Raw genomic sequence first — 24,288 nt, 5'->3', positions numbered from 1 at the left:
TGTGTGAGCAATGCTGCTGACTTTAGCCCCGGGCTTTCAAGAGGCCGGCTGTCCGATGGGTAGTCAGGAAACAGATAGGGCCTCTGACCAGCGTGAATGAGGATTGTTCAGGTCCTCGTTTCCGCACGCTTGACTAGATTGGCGATGAGTCCCCGTATCGGCGGTTGGTCCGGTGTCGGCTGTGCTGCGATGCCCGGTCACCAGATCGGGAGTCCACCGCGTGGTCCTTGCTGCGGCGAGTCGGCGCAGGGCCTGGCATGGGTGGTGTCTAACATATTCTCCGTGGAACGCCGACGCTGGGACATCGACGAACGCTTCACGGGCATTGCCACCGGGCGAGCGCTGGCACCGGCCATTGAGAGACTGGCCACGCACCTGACCCGGGAAGGCTGGGTCACTGAGGACCCCGATGGACACCTGCTGCCCCACCTGCGTGGGGCCTGCGAGTCGGCGGGCTCGCCCTGGCGTCTGCTGGGCGCCAAGCTCCTGGACGACGGGGTCTATGAAGTACAGCTCGCAACCAGGACAGGGCCCACCACTGCGGACCTTCCGATCCGTGACGCGCTCGCGCTGCTCGCGCCGGTCGCGGAAGCATCATTCGCCGTCCGTCAGGTCGACGAAGACACCATCGAGTGCGTCACGGGCATGCTCGACGGCGACGGAACCTACGCCACCCACGGGCATCTGATCCGCCTCCGTATCCGCCGCTGAACGGCCGGATTACCCTGGTGCTTTCACCGATCAGGGAGCCGGGCGGGGACACGTCGGGCGGTGGGGCCGTCACACGAGGTCGGCCAGTATCCGCGCTTCACGCATGGCGTGGTGCGAGGCTTGTGCGTCTCCGTCCGCAGCCAAGCACAGGGCCGACTCCACGCGCCGTGCGATACCCCAGGCCTGGAGCCGGCCGGCGTCCTCCGCGAGCGCGTCGGCGATCAGTGCGAGGCGTTCGGCGAGCTCGCTGTGGGGGTCAGCGCACGCCAATGGGCCGTCGATCTGCTTCACCAACGGCCACGGGTCATAGGCGGGATCACCGATCATCGGCTTGGCGTCGATGGCCAGCCACGGCCGCCTGGAGGCTGCGATCACATTGCCCGGGTTGAAATCACCGCGCACCACGACCTGACGTGAGGCGGTGGCTGGCAGCTCGCGCAGCAGACGGATGCCGTGGGCGACCAGGCCGGGATCGAAACCGGGCCGCAGCCGTTCCATACGCTCCTCGGCTAGATCGGCCCACTCAGCGGTGACGTTGGCCATGCGCTCGAACCCGGTGTGCTCGGGGAGCGGAGCCTGCCACAGCTCGCGCAGGATTTCCGCGCCCGCCAGCAGTCTCCCCTCAGTGGAGAGGTCGAACGCGGATCGCAGCGGATGCCCGGGGATGCAGCGCTCCAGCAGTAGTGCGTGATGCTCCGGGTCCTCCTGCAGCAGTCGCACAGATCCGTTTCCGGCCCACAGGCACAGTGCTTCCGCCTCGCTGGCCGCTTCGCGGTGCGGCCAGCTGACCTTCAGTACCGCTGGGGATCCGTCCGGCAGAGTGGCAGGTGCCACCCATGAGCAGCTGCCGCCGTGAAACGGCGCTTCCAGCCGAAGGGACCACCGTGACCGCAGGGCTGCCACGGCGGAGGGTAGCCGGGGCGGAGGGAAACAGTTCGGCCGTCACTGGGCTTGCTCCTGTCCCAGCAGACTCCCGGAGCGGCGACCGAAGTCGCCGGGCGCGGGCGCGCGCAGTGCGGTTTGCGCATAGGTGGGGGGCTCCGTTGGTCGCGTCTGTATCGGCCGGCTTGGGTCGGATGCCGATGGCGTTCTGGGTGGCTGCGGCTGGGTGCTCTTGGAGGTGGTCCAGTCCAGGGTGTCCCTTGTGCTCGGCGAGCAGGCCAGTGGCGGCCAGTGGACTACCGCTGAGATATACGGCGCCGAGGGCAGCATCCAGGACAGGTCCGCGCGGTGCGTTGGCAGCGGGCTCCGCGGTGGGTTCCCTCCAGGGACCGGGGCCCCTGGTTGCGGGGCAGAAGGCGTTGATGATCTTGGCGGCCAACGAGCCCTCCGCCTGGTAGGTGTGCAGCGCCGCGGCGGCTGGGACGTCGATCAGGTGTATCGAGAGGACGTCGCTGTGCTGGGTGACGAGCAGGGCGCGGAGGTTGGCCAGGACACCAGTGGAGCGTGTCCCCTTACGGGCCGAGTGCCGGCCACCACCCGGCGGGTCAGGTCCAGTCCGGTCGGGAACGTCCGCAGGTCGCTGTAGTCGAATGCGGGCGGGACCCAGGTTTGCGAATGCCGGGCAGCAGGCGTGATGGAGCGGACTGTAGCCGTCACGCGCCTGCCTTTCCGGTTCGGTCGTCGGATCAGTTTGCGCCGCCACTTTAACGGCAGGCACCGAGAGGAAGGCGTTGCCGAGAAGATGATCATGATTTGTCCCGTGTGTCCTACCGGCACTCATCGGGGCGGGCAGTACGGAAGAGGTAGTGGTCTTCGCCCATCGGTGAACCGCCAAGTGTGAACCGTCGGACTTGCTTGGGGTCGGGGCCTTTTGCAAGGGGTGACCGGTTCACCGCACTTCCCGAGTGGCTGCCCCAGGGGGCTTGGTACAGCGGATGCTTGCACAGAAGATGGGTATCCCCTTCCGTTGCGTCCGCACCGCGGCGGGGCGTGTGACGGATCGATCCGCCGCACGGGAGTCAGGCGATGACTGGCCGAACAGAACAGGAACCGACACATGTCGCACGGTCCTTCCGCAGTGGCCTGTCGTCGGCCCGCGAGTGGAAGAGGACGCCAGGGCCGAGGCCGTGCGCGTCTTGCGGCCACAGGCAAAGACGATCTAGGTGTCGTTGTGGTTGGGGATGGGGCCGGTCTCAGACGTACGTCTCTCTCGACGTGGGCTCTCTGTAGGCGTTGAACGCCGCCGATCTCATCGGGCGCGAGCTCGCACCCAGACCTGAGGCAATGGCGCCTCGGTGGCAGCCCCGCCTGTCTCCTTGGCAGCTGTAGAACGGAGCACCATGACTTCTGTAGTGCCCGTGTCCGCATCGTGGTCGCCGCCGGACCAGGCCTTCGACCCGGTTCTGCCCCGCCAGACGCTGTACGGATCGGACAATGCCGTGCGCGTGATCCAGTCTCTGGCGCTCACGTCTTTCCTGGACGGGACGCAACCCTGTTCTCGCAGTGCGGAGATACAGCGCCTGCGCGATGGCGAGCGTGGTGCGCCCAGCCTGAATGATCCACGTGTCGTGCGTCGGCACACCTCGGAGGCCGTCGATATCTGCCTGCTCGCTGGTAAGGGATGGACGGCGACATTCACCCGCAATCTCAAGGCATCTGCCTTTACCTCAGCTCAGGCGGAGGTAGTCGTGACGGCTGAGTGCACCGTGCTTGCCGAAACCGTCCTGACGGAGCTCACCGTCCCCTACGGCCCACGTCCCTCCGACGATCAGAGCACCGTGCCGATCGGGTTCTGGCATTTGTCCGAACGAGGCACACCCACACGCAGTCCTCGAGACACCTGCGTGCCGCGCTGGGAGGAGATTCGCGGCAACTACACAAGTGCCGCCGCCGGACGGCTCGACCAACTTTCCGCCCTCACCCCCCGAACACTCACCGGATCCATCGTGCTGATGCACGGTCCCCCCGGCACCGGCAAGACCACAGCACTGCGCTCCCTGGCTCGCTCCTGGCAGAGCTGGTGCGGCTTTGAGTACATCCTGGACCCAGAGAAGCTCTTCGCCTCATCCCAATACCTTATGAACGCGGCGATGCCCGTCAACCCGAGAGTCCCTGCCTGGAGCGCGCTCATCCTGGAGGACTGTGACGAACTCCTGCGGAGCGACGCCAAACGCACCGCGGGCCAGAGTCTGGCCCGGCTGCTCAACCTCAGCGACGGAATCCTCGGGCAAGGAGGCCAGACACTGTTGGTCATCACCACGAACGAGGATGTGCACCGCCTGCACCCGGCCATTGTCCGACCCGGCCGATGCCTGGCCCGGATCGAGGTGGGACCGCTGAGCCTGGAGGAGATTCGTCGATGGGACAGCCGTGTGGCCGCCGATATCGCAGGCCCTGCCGCTCTGGCACAGCTGTACGCCCGTAGGGCTGGGTCGACGGCACTCCTCTCAGCCACGCAAGAGGATTTCTCGGGCGCGTACCTCTGACTGTGAGGATGTAGCTGGCGGTGGCACCGCGCGGGAGCTGGCGGCCTCTGACTGACGCTTTGGCTGAAGACTGCCGTTCGCGACGGAGGTTGCTGCGCGAACCACCGGACGAGGAACGAGCGTGCACCCGGTCGACCTGGACACGATGAAGATCACGGCAGCCCCGTCTGCCGGTCCGCACCGCTCCGGCGGCCTCTCGGATCCGCTGGGAACAGTGCGTGGCCGTCGACGCTCTTCTGGGGCTGGGGCTGGGGCTGGGGCTGGGGCTGGGGCTGGGGCTGGGGCAGGGGCAGGGGCAGGGGCTGGGGCAGGGGCAGGGGCAGGGGCAGGGGCAGGGGCAACAGGCCCGTCGCCCGTGAATTGGGCCCGGCCCGAGGCGGTGTGGGCCGGCACGGCGAATTCGGATGGCTGGCGCAGCAGTGCTGGTCCCTGCTGTCGGAGCGGCGGTCCGGCAGAGTGGGCCACCGGGGACTTGTTTCCGCGGCTGACAACGACCTCTCCTCCCCCAGCCGCCGACAGCGTTCGCGCATTTCGACTACTCGAGGCGGTCGTGGATGAGAACGGCTGGTGTCCGGGGCTGCTGCTGCGGCGTCGCTGCGCAGGGCTGGTCCGGTCCGCAGCTCCTACGCCAGGGTTTGGTTCAGGTGTGTCCTTGGCACGCTGGTCACGTGCGCGATGGATGGCGCTGTGGCGCAGGTGCCGCTCCGGCTGGTCCAGCACAGGGTGCGCGGGTGGCCGGCGGTCTGCGTTCGGGGCTCTACTCGGGTTCGAGCCTGGCCTGGATCTCGGTGCGTTGCTTGGCGTCGGTCTGCAGCTCTTCGGTCGCCGCAGCGCCATCGTCCTCCCCCGCTGGCCCCGCCAGGCTACGTAGACCTATCGGCTGCCTTGACCGGTGCTCCCGTACTGCTGAAAATCTCGGCGGCTTCGAGGGGGTGTGGAGGGCGTTGGCCGCGGCTCATTTTCCAGGTGCGGTGCCCGATGGGTGGAAACGGCGTTTCCACCTGTTCCCGGAGCGGGGGTGAAGCTGGTGAGGGCTGGACTGGAGGATCGGTGGGTGCTTCTCCGGGGCTACTGAAGCCTCACTAACCAGGGCAGCATGAGGCCCTCGGACGGTGGAGCTTGTCCGAGGGCCTCATGGTGCGGGTGGCTGAGGAGGCTATGGCGCCGTCAGTTCCTCGAGCAGAGCGTCAAGTTCGTGCGGCGTGCAGCCTGCGCGCAGTGTCGCTGCCCAGTCAGTCGGTGCGACGCCGAGCTGGAGAATGCGGGCGCGAGGATTCTCGGCCGGGTGGCTGTTGTCCGGGCGCTGTTGGGGGACATCGACTCCAGGTGCTTCGGTCGGTTCGTCTGGTGGGGTGGAAACGGCGTTTCCACCTGATGCCGGGGTGGCGATGGCGACGGGGCTTTGCTGGGGGGTGGAAACGGCGTTTCCACCCCCCAGCTCGGGCTGGCGGGCTCGCTTGGGTGTTTCGCGCTGCTTCAGCGCTGCTTCGACGGCTTGCGCCTGCGCGGCCTGGGGGAGACGGCCGGCGGTGCGGGCGACCTCGACCGGGATGCTCTTGCTCTCGACCGCGTCCTGAAGCTCAGGGGTGAGGTTGAGGAGCGCCAGGCGCTGGGAGACCCAGACGTGGGATTTGCCGAGCCGCTTGGCCACCTGGCGTTGAGATCCGTGCACTGTGACGAGGCGTTCGATGGCTTTGGCCTGGTCGAGCGGTTCGATCGCGACGTGCTGGACGGCGGCTACGAGGGCGGCTTCCAACATGTCGTCGGCGCTGTCGGCGAGGTTGTCGTCGATGTGGACGGGCAGGTCTTCGAGGCCGGCGAGGCGGGCGCCGGCGAGGCGCCGGTTTCCGTCGACGACGACGAAGTCGGCACCGCCGAGGGAGTCTTCCTGTCCGGGGTGGGTGGCGAGGAAGGCGGCGCGGGTCACGACGGTCAGGGACTGGATGATGCCCCGGGCCTCGAGGCTGTCGGCCATCTCCTTGATCTCGGTGAGTGCTTCGCGGGGGTTGAACGGGTTGTGGGCAAGCTGGTCGGTGCGGACGCGGCCGGTGGATGGCGCCGGCTCGGGCTTTGCCTCGGGCAGGGGCTTCCCCTCAAGGGCGGCGAATGCGCGACTGCGGTCGCTCACCGGTGTGGGGGAGACGGCGTCGAAGGTGGAGGATCCGCCGAGGAGGGTGGCCTTGTTGCGGCTGCTCACTTGAGCTCCTTGACGATCTTGCGCATGGTGTGGGCTTGCTCGCTCTCGGGGGCGTACTCCAGGAGGGGCAGGGTGACGCGGACGGCCTCGCGCTGCTCACGCAGGTCTTTGTTGACCGCGATGACGCGTGGGGTGCCGAGCCCTTCCCACTTCTCGAGGGAGGAGGTGGCGATGAAGCCTCGGCGGGAGTCGTACTTGTTCACCACCAGGCCCAGTTGGTGCAGCGTCAGGTCGTAGTCGGCGCTGAGGGCGTTGATCTGCTTGACGAGCATGCCGTAGGCCTTGGCGGAGCTGTCCTCGGCTTCGACGGGGATCACGACGCCGGAGCGGCCTTCGGGCTCGTCGCCACGCTGGCGCCCGTAGTAGAGGGCTGCGTCCATGGCCAGGCCGAGGCTGGGTGGCGAGTCGATGACGATGACGTCGTAGTCCGCCTCTGCGGGTGCGAGGGCGCGTTCGAGGACTGAGTGCCGGGGGCCGCGGAACATGGCGAGGCCGGCGTCGAGGAGGAAGGCGTCGAAGGCTGCGGGCAGGACATGGAGCCGGCCGCCGAACCGGTCACCTTCGATCGGGACGGCCAGCTGCCCGATGCTCTTGCTGGCCTTGTCCCGGTCGAGCATGTGGGTGACGAGGCTTTCCTCGCCCGCGTCGATGGCCGGTATGGCCAGCTGGTGGCTCAGGTGGCCCTGAGGGTCGTAATCGATGAGCAGGACCCGCTGGCCGGTCTCGGCGAACGCCTGGGCGATACCGGCAGAGAGGGCGGTCTTTCCGACGCCGCCCTTCTGGTTCGCCACGATGATCCGGCGGACGACCTGGACGGTCTTGGCGGTCTGGGCGTCAGCGTGCTGGTCGAGCCAGAGCCGTACGGCCTGGGCGAGACCTTGGATGTAGGAGACACCGCGGTCGGCGCAGTCGACCTTGAAGGTGTCGTAGAGGCCTTCGGGTAGCCATGTTCCGAAGCTGTCTGCGCCGGAAGTATCGATGGTGGCCAGCGGTGTGCTGTAGGTCTGCCAGCTGACGATGCCGTCGGTGACGGCGTCCTGCAGGTCGACGCCGAGTTGGGCCGCTCGGACCTTGAGTTCGTGGCGGAGGGACGCGGGCAGCTTAGACGTTAGCTTCTCCCGGTCAGCTCCCGAATTGGAGGATGACATGGCGACAGCATACTGACGCCGCGTCGTGTGACCGAGCATCAGATACAACCAGCGTGTCGCTTGGGGGTGGAAACGCCGTTTCCACCCCCAAGGGCCCGTCAGGCTTCCTGCCTATCCACCGGTTTCAGTCATATCGATCCACCACGTTCCTCAAGCACTGTCCCACAGCTGTCCGGCTGGCAACTCCGCCAGGGACTGCGAGACAGCGTCGCCAGCCACCTGCCGAGAGCCGAAGCCAGCGCATCAGGTGGCGCTGAACGCCCGAAGGGCTGCCCCGCCTAGGCAACAGGACCGATCAGCCAGGCCACAGCGGCGAGCGGCCAGCCGGCCCGACCCGTGCGCCTTGACCACGACCGGTAGCAGGAGCAGAAAGCGATTTCCCCATCCTTGGTACTCAGGAGCCGCTGCCGCGACTGCCAGGACATCAGTGGGGGCCGACGTGACCTCCGGTCAGAGCGACCAGCGCGATGCCCAGTTGCTCTGACCGACGGCGATGCAGGAACTCCGGGCACGTCGACGTGAGCGGGGCGGGCCTGCGGCCTCTCGGAAGATCCGCCCAGATTTCGCACCGGACTGCCTCCGAGGCAGGTGGGCTAGTATCCGGGCTGTGACTTTCTCCCCGGGGGCAAAAGCGATACCTGAACCGCCGCTGTCGGGCGGCGCGTCCTGCGCCGTATGCGGAGCGGAGCTGACCTGGAGCGGCAGGGGCCGACCTCGCAAGCACTGCTCGAAGAAGTGCTCGTCGAAAGCGGAGCGCGCCCGGGAGAAAGAGAAGCTGGGCAAGGCCCTCGCCGCCGCAGCCAAATCCCCCGGAGGCAAATCCCCGCTCCCAGCCGGCTTCCCGGTCGAGGGACCGGCGACCGAACTGCTCGGCCTCGGGCCGGAGCTGGGCAGGCGTGACGCGACAATGCTGCGCCAGCTCGGCCGTGCGGCCCGGGATGGTGACCAAGCCCTTGCTCACCGGGCTGTGACTGAGGCTCTGGAAGCCGCCAGTGTTCTGTTCATGCGTCACCGTGATCTTGCTGAACAGCTGCTAGCCGAGCACTCGGTTCAGGCCGGGGGGCCACAGCAGACTGGTCCGGAGTTCCCCGAGGCTGACCAAGGGCGAGCCGGATTTGGACGGGGGAGTTCTCCCGCAGCGCCTGCCTCGCCTCTCCCGCCCCGGCCCGCAGTCAGGGTTCCAGATCCGGCCGCCAGAGCCCCATTGGTTTCTCCCCGGGGAGAAACCAATGGCTCGGATACCTCCAGCACCAAAGACAGCCAGGTCGGGCATATTTTCCCCCGGGGAGAAATGCGGCTTGCCGCAGAACCTTCCGAGGCCGTACCCCCCTCGCCTCAGAGAGACGTCCCTGTCTCCCGAAGCCCAGATCTGCGCGGTCTGGTCGATCGGCACCTGGCCGATCAGACGACCCGAGCAGCCGTGCCCCCGACTCCGGCCCTACCCCACACGATGATGACCGTGCCGCGCGAACCGCGCCGACGCGGCCTGCCCGAGAGCATGGACATCCACATCCCCCTCGCGCAAACCGTGTTCGGCGACCGCTGGGCACTGGCCGGCTGGACAGTCCAGCCGAACGTCCTCCTGGTGCTCGGTGCCGGACAGCAGGTCGGCTGGGTCGAGCGCGGCCTTGGCGGTCTCCAGGACTGGGTCGCCGTGTACGAGGGCTACTTCCTCGGGGACGCGGCCACCCAGGAGGCGGCACTGCACGCTACTCCTCAGGAGGCTGCCCGAACCGTGCACCAGGCCCACCTCGAAGGTTTCTGACCAGTCCTGATGGGGGAGTGCCGCCTCCCGGGCAGCCGTGAACCTGCGCGGCGCTCCACCACGTCCAGGGCGATGCTGGTCCGGCTTGCGGGCACATCGTTCAGCTCACCGGACCGGGGCGTCGCGATGATGGTGCGGCACGCCATGAAGTCACGGTGACCATTAACTCCCAATCCGTCAGAGCCGCCGAGACCGCCTCCACGGCATCCGCGGCTACGACCCGGAGAAAAAGATCAGCGGACGGAAGCGGCAGGTCGCGGTCGACACCTGCGGCGTGCCCGTCATGGTGCTGCTCACCCCCGCCGACGTCATCGCCCGCGACGCAGCCCGCACCCTGCTCTGACGCCTGCGCGCCGTGCACCTCCAGCTCACCCTCGCCTGGGGTGACGGCGCCTGCACCGGTACCCTCATCGACTGGGCGCGCGCCTCCACTCCGGCTCACCGCGAAGACCGTCAAACGCCGGCCCGGCCAAGCCGGCTCCCGCATCCTGCCCGCAGGTGCGTGGTTGAGCGCACGTTGTCCTGGCCGCCCCAGGCCCACCGCACCGTGAGGATTACGAACGACTGCCGGCACATTCCGAGGCCAACCTCACCGGGCCGCGATCACGCTGCTGACCCGCAGGATCGACAGACAGGTTGGCACCGCAGTTGTGACTACAGGGCAGGCCGCGCGACCGGGCCTTTCCCGCCGCTCGTTGTTCTGTCGCCGCGTCGCTTGTTCGGGCAGTGACTGCGGTCCCTGGCCGTGCTCGGTCGGTCGTCCCAGCGGTAAGGGGCGACCCTACCGTGGCGGCATGCAGACGAAACCCATAGCCCCGCTCCGGGAGGGCTGATGCGCCGCCCGGCAGCGATCTCGGTGTTCGTGGCGGCCGTCCTGCTCACGGGGGCCTGCGGTGACGAGGTTCGAGGTGGCCGATTCACAGCCTGCATGGTGGCCGACACCGGAGGGCTGGACGACAAGTCCTTCAACGCCGAGGCCTACGCGGGCGTGCAGCAGGCCGCCCGGGTCGACCCGTCGATCGAGGTGCGAGAGCAAACGGCCGGTGCAGCCGCCGACTACGCGCCCCTGATCGACGCCTTCGTCTCCCAGGGGTGCGGGTTGATCGTGACCGTCGGGGTCGCCATGTCCGAGGCGACCCAGCAGTCCGCCCGCACCCATCCCTCCCAGCACTACGCCATCGTGGACGGGAAGTCCGTCGCACCGGTGGTCAAGGGCATCCAGTTCAATGCGGCGCAGTCCGCGTTCCTGGCAGGCTATGTCGCCGCCTCGATGACCCGCACGGGCAAGGTGGCGACGTTCGGCGGCGTCGACATCCCAGGCGTGCGGATCTTCATGGACGGCTACTGGGAAGGCGTGCAGTACTACAACAAGGAACACCAGGCCGACGTGCAGGTGCTCGGCTGGCACGAGCCCACTCAGTCGGGGACCTTCCCGTCTCCGCAGTCCTTCACCGACCCGGCTGCGGGCAGGCAGCTGACGGCTGCCTTCCAGGCGCAGGGAGCCGACATCGTCCTACCGGTGGCTGGCACGACCGGGCTCGGGGCGTTGATGCGGGCCAAGGAGAGTGGCGGCACTCTCTCGGCGATCTGGGTCGAGAACGACGGCTACCACTCCAATCCCGACTACAGCTCGGTGATCATGACCTCGGTGGTCCGGAACATCGCCAGCGCGGTCGGCACTGTGGTGGCCGCCGCAGCCGGCGGCCACCACAACACCGCTTCCTACATCGGTGACCTCGCCAACAACGGCACCGGAATGGCTCCCTTCCACGACTATGCCTCCAGCGTCCCGTCGACCCTGCAGAGCGAGCTCGACGTGATCCGACAGGGAATCATCAACGGCAGCATCCCGATCACCTCCCCCAACCAGCCCACCCCCTGAACCCAGTCCGGCCCACGCCAAGAACCGTTCGTTCCGCCGTCACCGTGACGGCGGAACGAACGCGGACGACGGGCCAGTTACCGGCTGCGTCCGGCGCGTAGAACTACGGCACGAACAGATGATGCGATATGCGCGCACTGCTTACGTCCACTTCCGGCAGGAGCCGACGGCGGCGAGCTGGGCAGCACGTGCATTGCGCAGGATGCTGGCGTCCTTGGCGCTGACGGCAGTAGTCATGCGACAGCGCCTTGCAGCAGCAAGACGTGGGCTTCGGCAGTCGGTAGATGGGCGGCGGCGATGAACTGCCGCTGTCCGGGCCGGGTTGCACTCGAAGAACACACGTTTGCCAGCTGGGGTCGCGGCGAAGTCGCTGGGGCCGGTCCACCAGTGCTGCGGCGCCTCCTGCGTGGATGGCCTGCCAGGAACATCTGCGCACTGACGACGGTGGGTCGTACCTCGAACGCCTTCGGATCCACTCTTGGAGCAGATCTGCGGCCAGCTCCAGCAGGTCGTCCAACCGGTGGCCGCGAACCGGTGGACGGGCAGCAGCGTACGAGGGCGCTGCACACCTTGCGGAGGGCGAGCACACCACGAGGGCAGCACGTCCAGCCAAGCCGGAGGTGCGGATGGTTCGTCAGCGCGGTGATCAATCTCAGAGCCAACCCGCCAATGAGTCGGACGGCACCGGTGGTGGTGTGTCAGCTACCTTGGCCGGGTTGCCCCTTGGGACGGGCCTTGGCGCCCTTGCGTCGTTGGGTTTCGGCTTCGAAGTAGCCGGAGAACGGCTGGAGGGTGTCGTCATCGGGATCGTTCCAGCCGGGCATGTAAAGCTGGATCAGCTTGCCTCCCTTGGTGAGGGACTGGACTGGTACCAAGAGACCATCTGGCCACAGGCCCTGCTTCGCGCCTTCGTTGAGGATGCGGCGGAAAGCACTGGTAGAGCCGCGCAGGTTCTTGCCGGCCCGGCGGAGCTCATCCGGGTGAGTCGCACCGCCGTGGACGGTCGCGAGGTCATGGAGGATCTCTTTCGCCCGGGGCGGCAGCCGCTCGAAGTACAGCCCGGCCCGCGCCACAGTCCACCGGCTGTCGGGAACATCGGTAACGATGGCGGCGCGGTGCTCGGCCAGCAGCTCGAGAAGCTGGCGCTGGAAGACTGGACTGGGCTCGCTGACCGTAATGGTGATTTCCACGCTTGAGAGCATAGAGCCAGCGTTACATCAGACGGTGATAAACACTGAAAGAACGATGTGGGCACCGCAACGCGTTTCGGCGCACCGCCCGAAGCCCGCTTCGTGGTTCAGCGACTGAGCACGGCTCACATTGGTTGGAGGTCAGCCCACAGTGAGACGGGCATTGGCTGCCGTGTCCCCCCGACTCGGGGACGCCGGTGGTCACCTGTGACCTTGTGCAGTCGGCTCAGGGCGCGGTGGCAGCGTCACCACTGCTCCGTCTCCCTGAGCCGCCAGCCCGAACCGGACACGCGACTCTCACCGCATCCGGCTCTCCACGTGTCTTGCCCGGGGGTCAGCCAATGAGGGCTGCCGGTTCGATGGTCCACGGAGTCGGGATGCGCGCTCCGCGGTATCGGTAGCGAGCGATCATGACGCTGGATGTGCCCGTGAACGCGACTGCTCCTTCGGCGAATCTCCAGCCCTGGTCGGGTCACGTCCGCTGGGTGGTGTATCGACGGCCACTCGGTGATCCGGTTTCCGGGTGTGTGGTGAGTGCGGTCGCGGTGGTCTCTTCGAGGTCTCCCTCGATCGGGTGGGGCGGCAGCGGTCGAGGATCTCGGGGCCGATGTAGCGGCGCTGTTTGGCCCGTTCGTTGCTCTGCTCGGCCAGGACGGCGCCGATCCGTGGGATGGCCGAGGTGCGGCCGATCCGACGACATCGGTGCGGTGCCGGATCTCCTTGCTCAGCCGTTCCTGCGCGTTGTTCGACCAGATGGACTTTCCAGATGGCGCGGGGGAACGGGACGAAGGCCAGCAGGTCCTCGCGGGCGCGCTCCAAGTGTTCTGAGGCCTTGGGGAATTGTTCGTCGAGGGTGGCGATGACGGTGGCCACCTGCTGGCGCACGGCTTTCGCGGCGGGCTGCTCGAAGACGGTCCGCAGCAGGATGGCAACCCAGGGCTGGGCGGACTTGGGAGCTGGATGTTCTTGCCGACGCGCTGGGTGACGTCAGCAGGTCCCTGATCGGCAACGTTACCCGCGAGATCTGACCCCTCCTGGCGGAAGCCAACCTCTTCCCGCCTCCAGCAATCACCCGATACCGATCTGCCGTCGAACTCCTCGCCGCAGGGCGATGCGAAGAAGACACGCCGACGGGTTGATTCCTTACGGTTCCAGTGCGTTCGGCATCTCTGCCAGGACGCGCCGGGAAGGCAGGCAGGGCAGGCAGGACTGTCCGCACTGACACTCGATGAGGCGGCACCGGCGCACCGCCGGATGCTCGACTGGGACCGGCGGCTTTTGCGGTGTGTCCCCACGAAGGAGTCGATGATGCCCCTCAACGACGTGCAAGCGACCAGGCTCTGGGAGCTCCTGGTCCTGCGGGATCAGGTCGGAGGAGCCGGCAACGCGGCCCGGGAGGCAGTCTGCAACCGCATCACCCGGCGTCTGGGGACGGCCAACTGGGCGGACCAGGACTCGCACCCCCTCTACCGGAGGACCGCCGACCGCTGGGAACAAGCCTGGGGGGCCGACTGGTTCTCCTTCGTCCAGCTCCTCGACGATGTCGACGCCGCATCGGCCACACGTGCGGCCGATGAGGAGGGGCTGCTGACTTGGCTCGAGGGTCAGCTGACCTTCCAGGACGAGGCGGAGGAGGCACGGGTCCGGGACATCATGCGACGGGCGTACGGTGAGTGCGAGTCCGCCCGGGAGTCGGCCAGGCGCCTGGCCGAGGAGGCGTCGGAGATCTCCTCCTCGGCGCCCCTGAAGGACCTCCTGCCCTCCGACTTCGAGACCGTACTGGCACGGATGGGATCCGTCGAGAGGTACCTGACTGAGCTCTCGGACTACCTCCACCAGAGCCTCATGACCTTCCAGGCCTACGTCGACAGTGCTGTCCCGGCGCTTTCGGGTGGCGGCCTGGCCCAAGGTCTCGGTGCCTACGTCGGTATCGTCAGGGACGTACAGGGGAAGGTCGTGGGTGCCCAGCGGGAGCTGGAACAGCTCTCGGAAGCGGCCCGCACGGTGCTGAAGGCGACGGCGGCTAAGTCCTACCTGAAGGTCGCGGCTGCGGAGTCCAGTGAGCGGAAGCGGAAAAGCCAGCCCGGCGACATCGAGGCCGGGGGCCGCGCGCCCTCGGCGCCCCTGCCACCCTCTGTGGAACGGATCCGGAGCCTGGACGAACGGATCAGCGGGCTCCAAGAATTCACCGGTTCGGTCGCTCTGATCCCCGGCGCCGCCGGGTACGCCTCCACGGTGAAGTTCTCCCTCAACGCGGGACGCCGGGCCCACACAGCCTGGCAGGCCGCGATGGGCAGCAGTGACCTGACGGACAGCCAGCTGATCGCCGCCCTCGACAGGGATCCGAAGATCCTGGCGAAGGCGGTCTCCGGTTGGGTCAAGGAAACCATGGACATGCTGGGCCAACTCCTCAGGAACACGCCCTACGTCGGAGACTCCGCAGCCGCCAGGGCGGTGCTCAGCGCAGCGCTCGAAACGATCTCCACGAGGGTCCGGAAGAACGTCGAGGAGTCGGCTGAAAAACTGGATGCCGAGGAGCTGGTGAAGATCACCAAGAAGGTGATCCAGAAGGAGGTCGGGAAGGCGTTCTCGTCCCTCCGTATCACGGAACTTCTGAAGGACCCCGCGAAGCAGAAGGGCCGGATCTTGCAGCGGGCCCTGCAGAAACTCTCCTCCGAGGTCGGCAGCACCATGTATGGAGCCACACCGTCGAACCCTTTCTCGGGGAGCGCCCTCGCCGCCGCACTCGAGGGGCTCACCGTCCAGTCGGTGCCGGTGCGGGTCGGCACCCACGATCTGGAGGTGACGGTCGATCCCGTACCCACCGGCCGGGAACCGGAGCCTCCGGTGGACATCCCGGTCGTCGAGGAGCCGATCACCCAGTCGCCGAGCGCACTGCGGGCCCGGCACCCCGCCCGCAGTGCGCTCGGCGACTGGGTGATCGGCTCGGCCGTCCTCACCTCGGCCGACGGCGCGCTGCCCAGGACGTACCGGATCTCCGCAGGGCTCCGTGGAATCGAACTGATCGGGGACTTCGAGGCCACCGGTCCCCGCCGGTCTGTCCGCGGGATCGCCTGGCAGGCTCCGGCCCCCGCGACGGTGCTCCGCTCAGACCGGGCGAAACGGACAGCGGAGGGCCTTACCCTGGACGGGGTGCCGACGGCCGGGGAGTGGTACGACCCCTTCCCCTCGGGGCACGCGTTGTTCGTGGCTGCCGACGGCCGCCTCCTGGTCCTCGCCCCCTCCTTCATCCGGCCGGCGGACCCGTCTGTCATGCCAGCCCTGGGCGGCCTCCCGGAGGCCGCCCAGGGCTGGGTAAGGGTGGACGTCGAGGCCGAGGTCATAGCAGCACTGCCCCCGGCTTCACCGCCGGTATAGCGTCGTGACCGCGGCCTGCTGCGCTGACGCCCTGCCGGCCGGGTCGGCCCATATGTGGACGGGCCGGTCCTGGGGGATGGCACTGCGCGTCCGGTGGAACGAAGCCGGCTATTGGGGGCAGGTCTGGCAGGCCCTCCGGCAGGCGGTGGACCTTGACGACGACACCTGGGACCGCACCCGAGGCTGGGCGTTGTGGGAAAGCACTGACCATGCTGGCCGGACACTCCGCGCCCGGGGGCTTCCAGGAGCGAGTCCTGGCCGACTCGGCGACCCGATGACGCGCTGACTCATGGTTTGGGTGGCGAAGCTGGCCTGACGGCGGACGCTCAGGGGCCGAGCAGGTCGGCCAGGACTCGGGCCTCGCGCATCACACCTGCGGCGCCGGGTGGGTCGCCGTGTGCGAGGACGTACAGCGCGGTCTCCACCCGGCGGGCCAGGCCCCATGCCTGTAGCCGCTCGGCGCTTTCGCCGAGGGCGTCGGCCATGATCGCGAACCGCTCGGTCAGTACCTGGTGGGGATCGGCGTGCGTGAACGGGTCGTCGATTTCCTCCAGTAGCGGCCAGGGGTCGTACCCGGGGTCGCCGATCATGGGTTTGGCGTCGATCGCCAGCCACGGCCGGCGCGTGGCGGCGACGATGTTGCCGGAGTTGAAGTCCCCGTGCACGACGACCTCACGACCGGCCGTCGAGGGGAGTGCGCGCAACAGCCGGATGCCGTGTGCCACGATGGCGGGGTCGAAGCCGGGCCGCAGGTGCTCCACGCGTTCCTGGGCGAGGTCGGCCCACTCGGCGGCGACATCACCCAGGTGCTCCAGCCCGCTCTGCCCGGGAACCGGTGCCCGCCATAGCTCCCGCAGGATCCTGGCGCCGATCTCCAGCCGGTGGCGGGCACTGAGGTGGTGAACGGCTCCGAGCGGGTGGCCCGGCTCGCATCGCTCCAGCAGAAGCGCCTGGTGTTCGCGATCGTGGTTCAGGACGTGCACGGCGCCGTTGCCGTCCCACAGCCGCAGCGCCTCGGCCTCGCCGGCGGCCTCGCGGTGGGGCCAGCTGACTTTCAACACGACAGGTGTCCCGCCCGGCAGGCGGGCGGGCGCCACCCAGGAACAGCTCCCGGTGCGGAACGGGGCTTCCAGCCGCAGGCTCCACCGGCCGCGCAGCTCCGCCACGATCGCAGGCAGCCGCGACAGCCAGGCTCGCCCCTCCTCGGTACTACCGATGGTGGCGACGACGGGAAGGGTGGAGGGAAACAACTCGGCGGTCACCGCGCTGGCCTTTCGGCCGGGTCGAGGTCCATACCGGACATCGTTCCACCCCGCGGCCGATACCTGGTGATCATCGGGGCAGCTTCGCGGTGCGCTCGGGGAAGGCCGTGGTGAGGTAGCGCATGGCGGTCTCGTCGGTGACGCCGAACAGGCTCATGATGTGGAGCGGGTCACCGGTGGTGGTGGCTTCGTTGAGGATGCGGTCTCGGCGCAGGTGGTCGAGGGTGAGGTTCCCCCGTTGTGCGGGTGTCGCTGATCAGCTGGTCAGGATGGGGTGACGGGTGTTCAGGTTCGCTTGTTCGGCCGTCGCCTGGTCGGCGTAGTGCTTCTCTTCGAACTCGATGGGGCTGAGGTAGCCGAGTCGTTTCTGGATGCGCCGGCTGTTGTAGAAGCCGTCGAGGTACTCGAAGAGCGCGAGGTTCGCCTCGGCACGTGTGGCGAAGACGCGCCCGCGCACGCACTCGGTCTTGATCAGCATCCACAGATTTTCCGCGAGGGCGTTATCGTAGGAGTCCCCGATGGAGCCCATGGAAGCATCAACTCCTGCCCGTAGTAGACGGGTTGTCAGCTTGATGGATGTGTATTGGCAGCCGTGATCGGCATGATGAATGAGCTTGCCCGGCTCGATCTCGCGACTGGCGAGTGCGTACTCCAGCGTCGTCAGGACCAGGTCGGCATCCGCGCGGGCTGAGGTCTCCCAGGCGACGACGCGGCGGGAGAAGGCGTCGCGGATCGCTGAGAGCCACAGCGGGCCCTCGCTGGTCGAGATCATCGTCAGGTCGGTGACCCACAACCGGTTCGGCGCCTGGGCTGTGAAGTCCCGGTTCACCAGGTCCGGGGCCAGGGTGGCCTTCGGATCGCGGCGCGTGAAGCCCTTGCGGCGTGGGCTCATGCCGGCGATGTCGGCTTCGCGCATCAGGCGCTCGACCCGCTTGCGGCCCACCTGGGTGCCCTCGCGTCTGAGGGTGGCGTGCACGCGTGGCGAGCCGTAGTTGCCGCCGGACTCCGCGTGAATCTCCTTGATCCTCCCGGTCAGCTCGACATCGCGGCGCCGCCGTTCGCACGGCTCCTTCTCGGCGCGGCGCCACCGGTAGTAGGTGGTGGAGGGGATGTGCAGTTCCCGAAGTACGCACTCGACTCCCAGGCGGGGGTGCTCGTCAACGAGCGCCGTCACCTGGGCCGGGTCGGGTCGAGTTGCGCCGCGAAAAACGCCGAGGCCGTCCGCAGGACGTCGTTGGCCCGCTTGAGCTGCACGTTCTCCTTGCGCAGGGCGGCGAGTTCGGCACGCTCGTCGGTGGTCAGCCGGTCGTCGCGTTCGCCGGCGTCCGCTTCAGCCTGACGGATCCAGCCGCGCAGAGCCTCGGGATGCACGCCGAGGTCGACAGCCAGCTTCTTGATCTGGGGCTTCGGCTCGGCGGTGCGATACATCCGCACCGCACGCTCACGCAACTCCAACGAGTATTTCCGGGGTGCAGCCATGGTCAGCGGTCCTCTCATGAGTCCCATCTGACCCGCTGTCAGCGCCTTCCGCATCTCGGGGGAACCTCAGGGTCGCCCCCCGCGGGGAGGATCAGTTGCAGGGTGGCTCTGGCAATGGGTGGGTGGTCGGGGTCGATGGGGGTCTTCTGGGTGACCAGAAGGTGGGGGTTGGTGGAGGTGGGCCAGCGCTGGTGGCGGTAGGTGAGCCAATCGGAGGTCAGGCGCAGGGTCCGCTCTCCCAGGTGGAGGACGTGGCGCCGTAGGCCGCGGCGCAGGGTGAGGACTGCGTGGGCGAGGTCGGTGGTGCGAGTGGCGCGGATCTCGCCGGCGGGGACGGCGGCCAGGGTGATCGCGAGTCGGGCGAGCGGGGTGTGCGCCTGGTCGAGCAGGTCGGAGGAGATGGGCCGGGGGATGCTGAAGATGTCGCCGACGAACAGGTGACGGGCCGGGTCTTGGAAGATCAGCCACTTGTACTTCAGGGCGCGGAAGAGGCTGCGCAGGGCGATGGCAAGCGCGCGCCGTGTGCCGCCGAGCAGGTCCTTGAGCGCGTTGTCGACCTGTTCTGGGGTGATCTGCCGTAGGGAGGTCACCCCGGTGGCTGGCCCGACCGGACACTGAGGGCTTCACCAGAGACGTCCCGTCCGTCATCAGCGTCCGGCAGGCCGCTGTTCGCGCGCACTCATCGAGCTGCTCGACTCCGAACTCGCCACGGCGAACGAGCCCGCAACAGCGTTGGCCCGGAAACGACGAAGCCCGCACCTCCAGCGAATGGAGCTTGGGTGGCTGCGCTCCTTCGTTGTGAACTGGATCCGATGAGCGCCTTGTCGACCCGCCGGGTCGGCGATGGGCTATGCGGCGAGGGGGAGGAACCCGAAGGCGATCTCGCGGCGTACGACGGGTTGGATGAAGTCCTCGTAGCTCGTCATGTGCTCGGGGTGGACCGCGGTGGTGTAGCCGAGCACGATGCCGCCGCGCTTCTTGATGTGTGCGATGAACTGCGGTTCGTTTGCGCCGCTCCAGCTCCATTGCTGGGCCAGGCCGATGGTCACCGTCACGGTTGAGCCGATGAGAAGGCTCTTCGGGGTGTAGCCGGCGGTGGCTCGGACCGGCCTGTCGATGACGAAGTCGGGGCCGAGGGTGGCGAGTCCGAGTTCCCGGCCGTAGTCCATGGTGCCGACCGTCCAGGCCCCGGCGGCGCTCTGGCGGAGGCGGACGCCTTCCAGGTGCGGGTTGATGACGAGAGTCGGCCAGATGTCGGGGCCGCTGCCTTCATCGCCCATCTCGATCGGCCAGTTCATCATGCGTGAGCGCCAGGACAGGCCGGAGGCCATGTGCAGCACGCCTCTGTCGTTCCAGCAGGAGGTCCTGCACGCGGCGTGATGGAGGGTCGCCATGGGAATCACGGGGTCGATGTCGACGCACAGCGAGGGCGGCTGCTTGCCCAGCGGCGTGTCGCAGGTCTGGCAGTCCTGGGGCCAGAGGTTGCGCAGGACTTCATTGAGGACCTGGTCGCCGAGGTTGGTTTTGATGTCGTCGTTCAGAGAGACGGCGTTCAGCGGCATGTGGTGGTGGTTCCTTCCAGGGCTCGGGAGCGGAATCGGCGGCTGGCTCGATGGGGCGCCTGCCGCCGGTGGTCCGGAGAGCCGGGGCTGCGAAGGCACCTCGCCAACACCAAATACTTTAAGTAGTCACACCATCTCTCTCCGTGACGCATCCGGTCGTCAGGGCCCCACGCCAGGGGTAGATCGGCAGGCCGCCGCGGTGCTCGCCGGTCGGGTCGAGGTCCATCGCGCGCGCATGGGGCTGCTCCTCCGGTCAGCGGCCGAGGTGCGCCGGTCCAAGGTAGAGCGGACTGGCGGTGGTGACGCGGTCGACGATGGGCATCAGGCGCTCCTGGTCGACCAGGACGTGGAGGAGTGCGGTGGAGTTGATGACCGTGGTCAGGTTCCGGGAGAGGCGGGCGTCCAGGAGCAGGGTCTGGATCTGGTCGTCGACGGGGGCGGACTGCTCTGCGGCCGAGTCGGTGGCCATCTAGCGGTAGTCGTCCAGGGAGAGGCGCCAACTGGTGGGCCAGAGGCGGGTGGCCAGGGCGGTCTTGCCGGAGCCACCGACGAGCACGGTCAGCGTGCCGGGGGCGAAGGGCAGGAACACGAGCACGAGCGGGGCGGTGCGGGGGCTGGGCGGGGGTGGCGGTGAGCAGCTGGACGACGGAGGCCAGAAGACGTGGCCGCTGGTCTCACGGTGTCCGGCGATGACGGCGAAGGTGCCGACGAGGTAGGCGGCCTCGCAGACGATGCTGCTGTCCGGCCGTCTGCAGGGCGAGCCGGATCGGGGTGGTTGGTGGCGACCAGGGTGACGCGGCGGATGGCGTAGGCGAGCGCGGCGCCCGGGACGCTGATCGCGCCGGTGGTCGCGGGGGTCATGTGCGCGATGTTGGGGAACTCGGCGCCGAGTAGCCGGGTGACGAGCTCGGCGCCGCAGTGGGACCAGCCGAAGGGTCACCGTCGGTTGCAGGGTCAGCGGCCGGTCCCCGTCGAAGCTGCGGATGACATCGGCCATGGTTTTCGCCGGGATCAGCGCCCGCGCCGGCCCGTCCGGCGGGGGCGTCGGCTTCTTGCGCGGGTTCCTCCCGGCTGGTTGGCGGTGGCCGGGCGGCTGGCCCCGTCCCCGGGCGCGGGAAGGGCTCCCTGCTCCAGGCAGGATGGAGCCGGAAGCCCGCTGGCCGCGTGAGGGGCTGTCAGGCCGTCGCTTCGGCGGGCTCCGTGGCCTCGACGGCGTCGGTCTTGCGTACCTTCCGCTTCTCCCACCACTTCTCCGCGTCCCAGCCCGTGGCGTAGGTCAGGAGCAGGTAGGACGCGGAGACACCGACGGATCCCGTGGGCTCAGCCCCACTGGGTGGCGTTGAGGCTGGCGCTGATGGCGTTGCCTTCGCCGACGGCACTGGCCAGCGTGGCGATGACGCATGCGGTGATCAGGGCGAACTCGGTGTTGTCGCCGAGGCCGCGGGCAATGCCGTGACGGATGGAGTAGCGGACGTGGAGGGCCAGCGTGGTCAGCTGGACAGCCCAGAAGGCGAGGATGAGGGCGCCGAGGCCGGACAGTGTGACGACGTGGTGCATCGGGGAATCCCTTCGGAGGGTGGTTCGGTCAGTTTCGGGAGCAGTGCTGCGGTGGGCGGGAGAGTTGGTGGCTTTCGACCGGTTCGGGTGGTGCCCTCTCCCGTTCTGCGAGGGGCCGGCTGCGGAGCGGTGTTCGCGGTGGGGGAGGATGAGGGGCGGGCTGGTGACGAGACCGGTCCTCCCGGGCACGTGGTGCCCGAACCGGCCCCGGGGTGGTTCGTTCAGCCCGGGGCCGGGCCGTACGGTTCGTGAACCCTGCGGCGAACCCGGTTCGTGGTTCGCGGCAGGCGGGTTCAGAGCGTGACACGGTTCGCGAACTCCTTGCGTGCCTCCGCGAGGCGGTGGTGCGCGGTGGTCTTCTTCATGCCGAGCTCCGTCATCACGAACTCGAGGTCCACCACGTCGGAGCCGTGCTGCTCGATCAGTTCGAGAATCTGCTGAACCTGCGCGGCGGCGGCCCCCTGAGCGGCGCTGCGCCGGTTCGAACCGGACCCGGCCGGGGCGTGCTGTGCCTGGTCGGGGGTGGTTCGCGGCTCGGGGTCGGTGGCGGCCGGTTCGGCGGAGCGGGGGCTGTGGTGTGCGGCCTCCAGTTCGCGCCGTCCACCCGGTTCGCCGGAGCGTGCCGAGGGCAGCGCCTGGTTCGCCGAACCACCGAGCCGGTTCGCGGCCCGGTTCGCCGAACTGGCGCGGGTGGGGCGAACCGCGAACTGCGGGACGGTGGCCGGGTTCGCCGAACCACCGAGCGCGACGGCCAGCGTGTGGTTCGAGACGCGGGGCAGTGAGCGAACCGGCACCCAGTCGCCGACCCCGATCAGCGAGGCGACGAACCGGCGAACCACGCCGAGGTCGGTTCGCCGAACCTCCGCGCGCCGGTTCGCGGCGGCGGTCCAGGCGAGCTCGACCGTCGAGAGGGACTCGTCGGTGATCGCCAGCGACCACGCGGTGAACGAGTGGCCGGGGTAGCGGGCCCAGCGGATCAGGCCGATGGTGGGCCGCGACTTGGCGACCTTGCCGTCCGCCCGCAGCTTCTGCCGGTGCAGCAGGCTCGCGTACAGCTCCCACAGCACCATGCCGGTGATGCTCATGACCGAGAACGCGACCGCCTTGGGAGTGGGGTCCCAGTAGCTGATCTGATCGACCAGCTTGAGCGTTGCCGGGTCCCACATCTGGCCGACGACGGTGGCCGAGGCGTGCCAGTAGTTCATGACGGCCGCGCCGATCGCGAACACCCAGGTGCTGATCCGGTACAGGGCGCCGCTGTCGCCGCTCTGCCGGGCCTGGTGGTACATCCACGCGACGAACGCCGTGCTCAGCTCCCACGCGGCGGCGAACAGGATGGTGAACGGGGCGATCCAGCCGAGGATGTCGTGGGCGAAGCCGGCCTGCCCCGTCCAGGCCACGGCCATCGGGGCGGTGATCGGCACGATCGCCAGCAGCCGCCGCGAGTTGGCTTTGACGAACGCCTTCGCCTTGGCGGTGAGCGTGGTCTTGCCCGCCCGCTCGGCTGCCCTCGCCTCCCGCTTCAACCGACGGCGCTCCAGCTTGCGGACGGTGCGGCTGGTGACCTGCTGGAGAGCCCGCTGTGCGGCGAACCTGGCGACCTCGGCGCGGTCGTTGGCCTCCTGCGCCGCCGTCTCCAGCCTCTGAGCCCGCTCCAGGGCCTTATCCGCCTCAGCCCGGACCCCGGCGGTGCCCTTCCCGGCCTCCCGAAGCATCCGCTCGGCGTCCTTGGTCGCCGCCTCCAGCAGACGGGCCGCTTCGGCCGTGGTCCGGGTCCGCTCCTGCCGTACCTCCGCCGCCGTCTGCGCCTGGATCTGGTCGGCCTCGGCCGCCGCCTTCGCCCGCACCTCCCGGGCCGCGTCGGTGGCCTGGTCGATCTCCCGGTCTGCCTCCTCCCGCAGCCGGCGTACCTCACCGCGCACCCGGTCGGCGTCGGCCTGTGCGGTCCCGTGCAGCTCCTCGGCCTGCTCCCTGGCCCTGGCCAGCAGACCGTCCGCCTGGGCGCGGGCAGCGGCGAGCACCTGGTCGGCCTGCGCGGTCGCATCTGTGCGGACCTTGGCCGCGTACTGCTCGGCCTTGGTGCGCAGCTCGGTGATGTCGCGGTGCACCTGGGCGCGGAGCTGCGCGGCCTGATGCTCGGTGGTCCGGGTGGGGGCGTTGGCCTGCTGCTCGGCGTCGGCTAGCAGTTGGTTGGCCTGCGTGCCGGTGAGCCGGGCCTGCCCGGCTGCCTCGTGGCGTACGGCCTCGGCGTGACGTTCAGCGGCCTGGGTGAGGTTGGCCGCCTTCTGTTCGGTGTCGGCGTCAGTGGCGGCCTCCGCGCGCAGCTGCTCGGCCTCGGCCGTCCACTGCTCGGCGGTGGCCAGGTCGTGGCTGGCCGCCTCGGTCGAGTACCGGGTCAGGGTGAGTGCCTGGTCCTCGGCGAGGCTGACGATGTCGGCGGCGCGGTCGGCGGCGTCGGCCAGGAGCGGGTCGGCCGACGGACTGAGCAAGGTGGTGGCGAGGGCTTTGGTGAGGGTCTTCGACTGGGTGGTGGCGGGGGTCTGCGGGCGGGGCATGGGTGCCTTTGCGGGGGTGTTGGCGGTGGTTTTCCTGGCGGGTGTTCGGGTGTGGCGGCTGGTGGTGCGGGCCGGGGTCATGGCGGAGACTCCTGTCTCGTGTGGTGACGGTGTGTGGTGGCCGGGGCGGCCGGAGTGGGTCCCGGCGTCCTGGGGGCGGTGCGGGTGTGGAAA

At 68.6% G+C, this 24,288-nt stretch carries 19 protein-coding genes and 1 pseudogene; 6 read left to right on the top strand and 14 right to left on the bottom strand.

All coding sequences use genetic code 11. The features are described from left to right. Positions 1-282 precede the first annotated feature (282 nt). Positions 283-711: a hypothetical protein gene (locus OHV05_RS37815; RefSeq protein WP_405021719.1), complete on the top strand. Its 429-nt coding sequence runs from the start codon at positions 283-285 to the stop codon at positions 709-711. 69 nt (positions 712-780) lie between these two features. On the opposite strand, the gene OHV05_RS37810 is transcribed toward OHV05_RS37815, so the two are convergent. Beyond that, positions 781-1,614 carry an aminoglycoside phosphotransferase family protein gene (locus tag OHV05_RS37810; RefSeq protein WP_405021718.1) on the bottom strand — a complete coding sequence of 278 codons (834 nt, stop codon included), beginning with the start codon at positions 1,612-1,614 and terminating at the stop codon, positions 781-783. A gap of 1,379 nt (positions 1,615-2,993) precedes the next feature. Between OHV05_RS37810 and OHV05_RS37805 the strand changes: the two genes are divergently transcribed. Continuing rightward, positions 2,994-4,139 carry a DUF5925 domain-containing protein gene (locus OHV05_RS37805; protein ID WP_331730955.1) on the top strand — a complete coding sequence of 382 codons (1,146 nt, stop codon included), beginning with the start codon at positions 2,994-2,996 and terminating at the stop codon, positions 4,137-4,139. Between the two features lie 1,156 nt (positions 4,140-5,295). Here OHV05_RS37805 and OHV05_RS37800 read toward each other — a convergent pair. Both OHV05_RS37800 and OHV05_RS37795 read right to left on the bottom strand, forming a co-directional pair. Then, positions 5,296-6,336, bottom strand: a complete 1,041-nt coding sequence (locus OHV05_RS37800) for a ParB/RepB/Spo0J family partition protein (protein ID WP_331730953.1) — start codon at positions 6,334-6,336, stop codon at positions 5,296-5,298. After that, positions 6,333-7,484, bottom strand: a complete 1,152-nt coding sequence (locus OHV05_RS37795; protein WP_331730950.1) for a ParA family protein — start codon at positions 7,482-7,484, stop codon at positions 6,333-6,335. The genes OHV05_RS37800 and OHV05_RS37795 overlap by 4 nt, the downstream gene beginning before the upstream one ends. Before the next feature lie 1,459 nt (positions 7,485-8,943). Between OHV05_RS37795 and OHV05_RS37790 the strand changes: the two genes are divergently transcribed. The 3 genes from OHV05_RS37790 to OHV05_RS37780 all read left to right on the top strand — a co-directional run bounded on the left by OHV05_RS37790 (position 8,944) and on the right by OHV05_RS37780 (position 11,131). Further along, positions 8,944-9,249, top strand: a complete 306-nt coding sequence (locus tag OHV05_RS37790; protein ID WP_405021717.1) for a hypothetical protein — start codon at positions 8,944-8,946, stop codon at positions 9,247-9,249. A 172-nt stretch (positions 9,250-9,421) separates the two neighbouring features. Then, positions 9,422-9,592 (top strand): transposase, encoded by a 171-nt coding sequence (locus OHV05_RS37785; protein WP_405021752.1) that lies wholly within the window; start codon positions 9,422-9,424, stop codon positions 9,590-9,592. A 489-nt stretch (positions 9,593-10,081) separates the two neighbouring features. Then, the gene (locus OHV05_RS37780; RefSeq protein ID WP_331730946.1) at positions 10,082-11,131 is read left to right on the top strand and encodes a BMP family ABC transporter substrate-binding protein; all 1,050 of its coding nucleotides are present in this window, start codon (positions 10,082-10,084) and stop codon (positions 11,129-11,131) included. A gap of 698 nt (positions 11,132-11,829) precedes the next feature. On the opposite strand, the gene OHV05_RS37775 is transcribed toward OHV05_RS37780, so the two are convergent. Continuing rightward, on the bottom strand, positions 11,830-12,321 hold the full coding sequence (locus tag OHV05_RS37775; protein ID WP_331730943.1) for a hypothetical protein: 492 nt from the start codon (positions 12,319-12,321) through the stop codon (positions 11,830-11,832). Positions 12,322-12,729: 408 nt separating this feature from the next. Continuing rightward, positions 12,730-13,293, bottom strand: a pseudogene (locus tag OHV05_RS37770) (transposase); the annotation flags it as partial. A gap of 336 nt (positions 13,294-13,629) precedes the next feature. Between OHV05_RS37770 and OHV05_RS37765 the strand changes: the two are divergent. Next, positions 13,630-15,699, top strand: coding sequence for a hypothetical protein (locus OHV05_RS37765; protein ID WP_405021716.1), 2,070 nt, complete (start codon positions 13,630-13,632; stop codon positions 15,697-15,699). A 326-nt stretch (positions 15,700-16,025) separates the two neighbouring features. Here the strand turns inward: OHV05_RS37765 and OHV05_RS37760 are convergent, their stop codons facing one another. The 9 genes from OHV05_RS37760 to OHV05_RS37720 form a co-directional block, all read right to left on the bottom strand. Then, positions 16,026-16,961, bottom strand: a complete 936-nt coding sequence (locus tag OHV05_RS37760; protein ID WP_331730936.1) for an aminoglycoside phosphotransferase family protein — start codon at positions 16,959-16,961, stop codon at positions 16,026-16,028. A gap of 256 nt (positions 16,962-17,217) precedes the next feature. Then, positions 17,218-18,135, bottom strand: a complete 918-nt coding sequence (locus OHV05_RS37755) for an IS3 family transposase (RefSeq protein WP_331730083.1) — start codon at positions 18,133-18,135, stop codon at positions 17,218-17,220. Next, positions 18,132-18,440, bottom strand: a complete 309-nt coding sequence (locus OHV05_RS37750) for a transposase (RefSeq protein ID WP_331730085.1) — start codon at positions 18,438-18,440, stop codon at positions 18,132-18,134. Before OHV05_RS37750 ends, OHV05_RS37755 begins: the two co-directional genes overlap by 4 nt. Positions 18,441-18,478: 38 nt before the next feature. Next, positions 18,479-19,030: a hypothetical protein gene (locus OHV05_RS37745; RefSeq protein ID WP_331730933.1), complete on the bottom strand. Its 552-nt coding sequence runs from the start codon at positions 19,028-19,030 to the stop codon at positions 18,479-18,481. Between the two features lie 258 nt (positions 19,031-19,288). Beyond that, a complete protein-coding gene (locus OHV05_RS37740) occupies positions 19,289-20,002 on the bottom strand; it encodes a hypothetical protein (protein ID WP_331730930.1) in 714 nt (237 codons plus the stop codon). Positions 20,003-20,255: 253 nt separating this feature from the next. Then, positions 20,256-20,471: a hypothetical protein gene (locus tag OHV05_RS37735; protein ID WP_331730927.1), complete on the bottom strand. Its 216-nt coding sequence runs from the start codon at positions 20,469-20,471 to the stop codon at positions 20,256-20,258. After that, positions 20,472-20,597 carry a hypothetical protein gene (locus tag OHV05_RS37730; RefSeq protein ID WP_405021715.1) on the bottom strand — a complete coding sequence of 42 codons (126 nt, stop codon included), beginning with the start codon at positions 20,595-20,597 and terminating at the stop codon, positions 20,472-20,474. It lies immediately after the preceding gene. A 725-nt stretch (positions 20,598-21,322) separates the two neighbouring features. Beyond that, on the bottom strand, positions 21,323-21,559 hold the full coding sequence (locus OHV05_RS37725; RefSeq protein WP_405021714.1) for a hypothetical protein: 237 nt from the start codon (positions 21,557-21,559) through the stop codon (positions 21,323-21,325). A 293-nt stretch (positions 21,560-21,852) separates the two neighbouring features. Next, on the bottom strand, positions 21,853-24,195 hold the full coding sequence (locus OHV05_RS37720; protein ID WP_331730919.1) for a hypothetical protein: 2,343 nt from the start codon (positions 24,193-24,195) through the stop codon (positions 21,853-21,855). Positions 24,196-24,288 lie beyond the last annotated feature (93 nt).

Source organism: Kitasatospora sp. NBC_00070, assembly GCF_045041205.1.
Classification (GTDB): domain Bacteria; phylum Actinomycetota; class Actinomycetes; order Streptomycetales; family Streptomycetaceae; genus Kitasatospora.
The sequence above is the reverse complement of the archived record's forward strand: the minus strand, read 5'-3'. Positions and strand labels throughout refer to the sequence as shown.

What these genes read in the sequence shown, in the direction of transcription:
- OHV05_RS37780 (WP_331730946.1), top strand. Translation starts at nt 10,082, where the DNA reads ATGCGCCGCCCGGCAGCGATCTCGGTGTTCGTGGCGGCCGTCCTGCTC.
- OHV05_RS37735 (WP_331730927.1), bottom strand. Translation starts at nt 20,471, where the DNA reads ATGGCCACCGACTCGGCCGCAGAGCAGTCCGCCCCCGTCGACGACCAG.
- OHV05_RS37725 (WP_405021714.1), bottom strand. Translation starts at nt 21,559, where the DNA reads ATGCACCACGTCGTCACACTGTCCGGCCTCGGCGCCCTCATCCTCGCC.
- OHV05_RS37795 (WP_331730950.1), bottom strand. Translation starts at nt 7,484, where the DNA reads ATGTCATCCTCCAATTCGGGAGCTGACCGGGAGAAGCTAACGTCTAAG.
- OHV05_RS37805 (WP_331730955.1), top strand. Translation starts at nt 2,994, where the DNA reads ATGACTTCTGTAGTGCCCGTGTCCGCATCGTGGTCGCCGCCGGACCAG.
- OHV05_RS37720 (WP_331730919.1), bottom strand. Translation starts at nt 24,195, where the DNA reads ATGACCCCGGCCCGCACCACCAGCCGCCACACCCGAACACCCGCCAGG.
- OHV05_RS37765 (WP_405021716.1), top strand. Translation starts at nt 13,630, where the DNA reads ATGCCCCTCAACGACGTGCAAGCGACCAGGCTCTGGGAGCTCCTGGTC.
- OHV05_RS37740 (WP_331730930.1), bottom strand. Translation starts at nt 20,002, where the DNA reads ATGCCGCTGAACGCCGTCTCTCTGAACGACGACATCAAAACCAACCTC.
- OHV05_RS37750 (WP_331730085.1), bottom strand. Translation starts at nt 18,440, where the DNA reads ATGGCTGCACCCCGGAAATACTCGTTGGAGTTGCGTGAGCGTGCGGTG.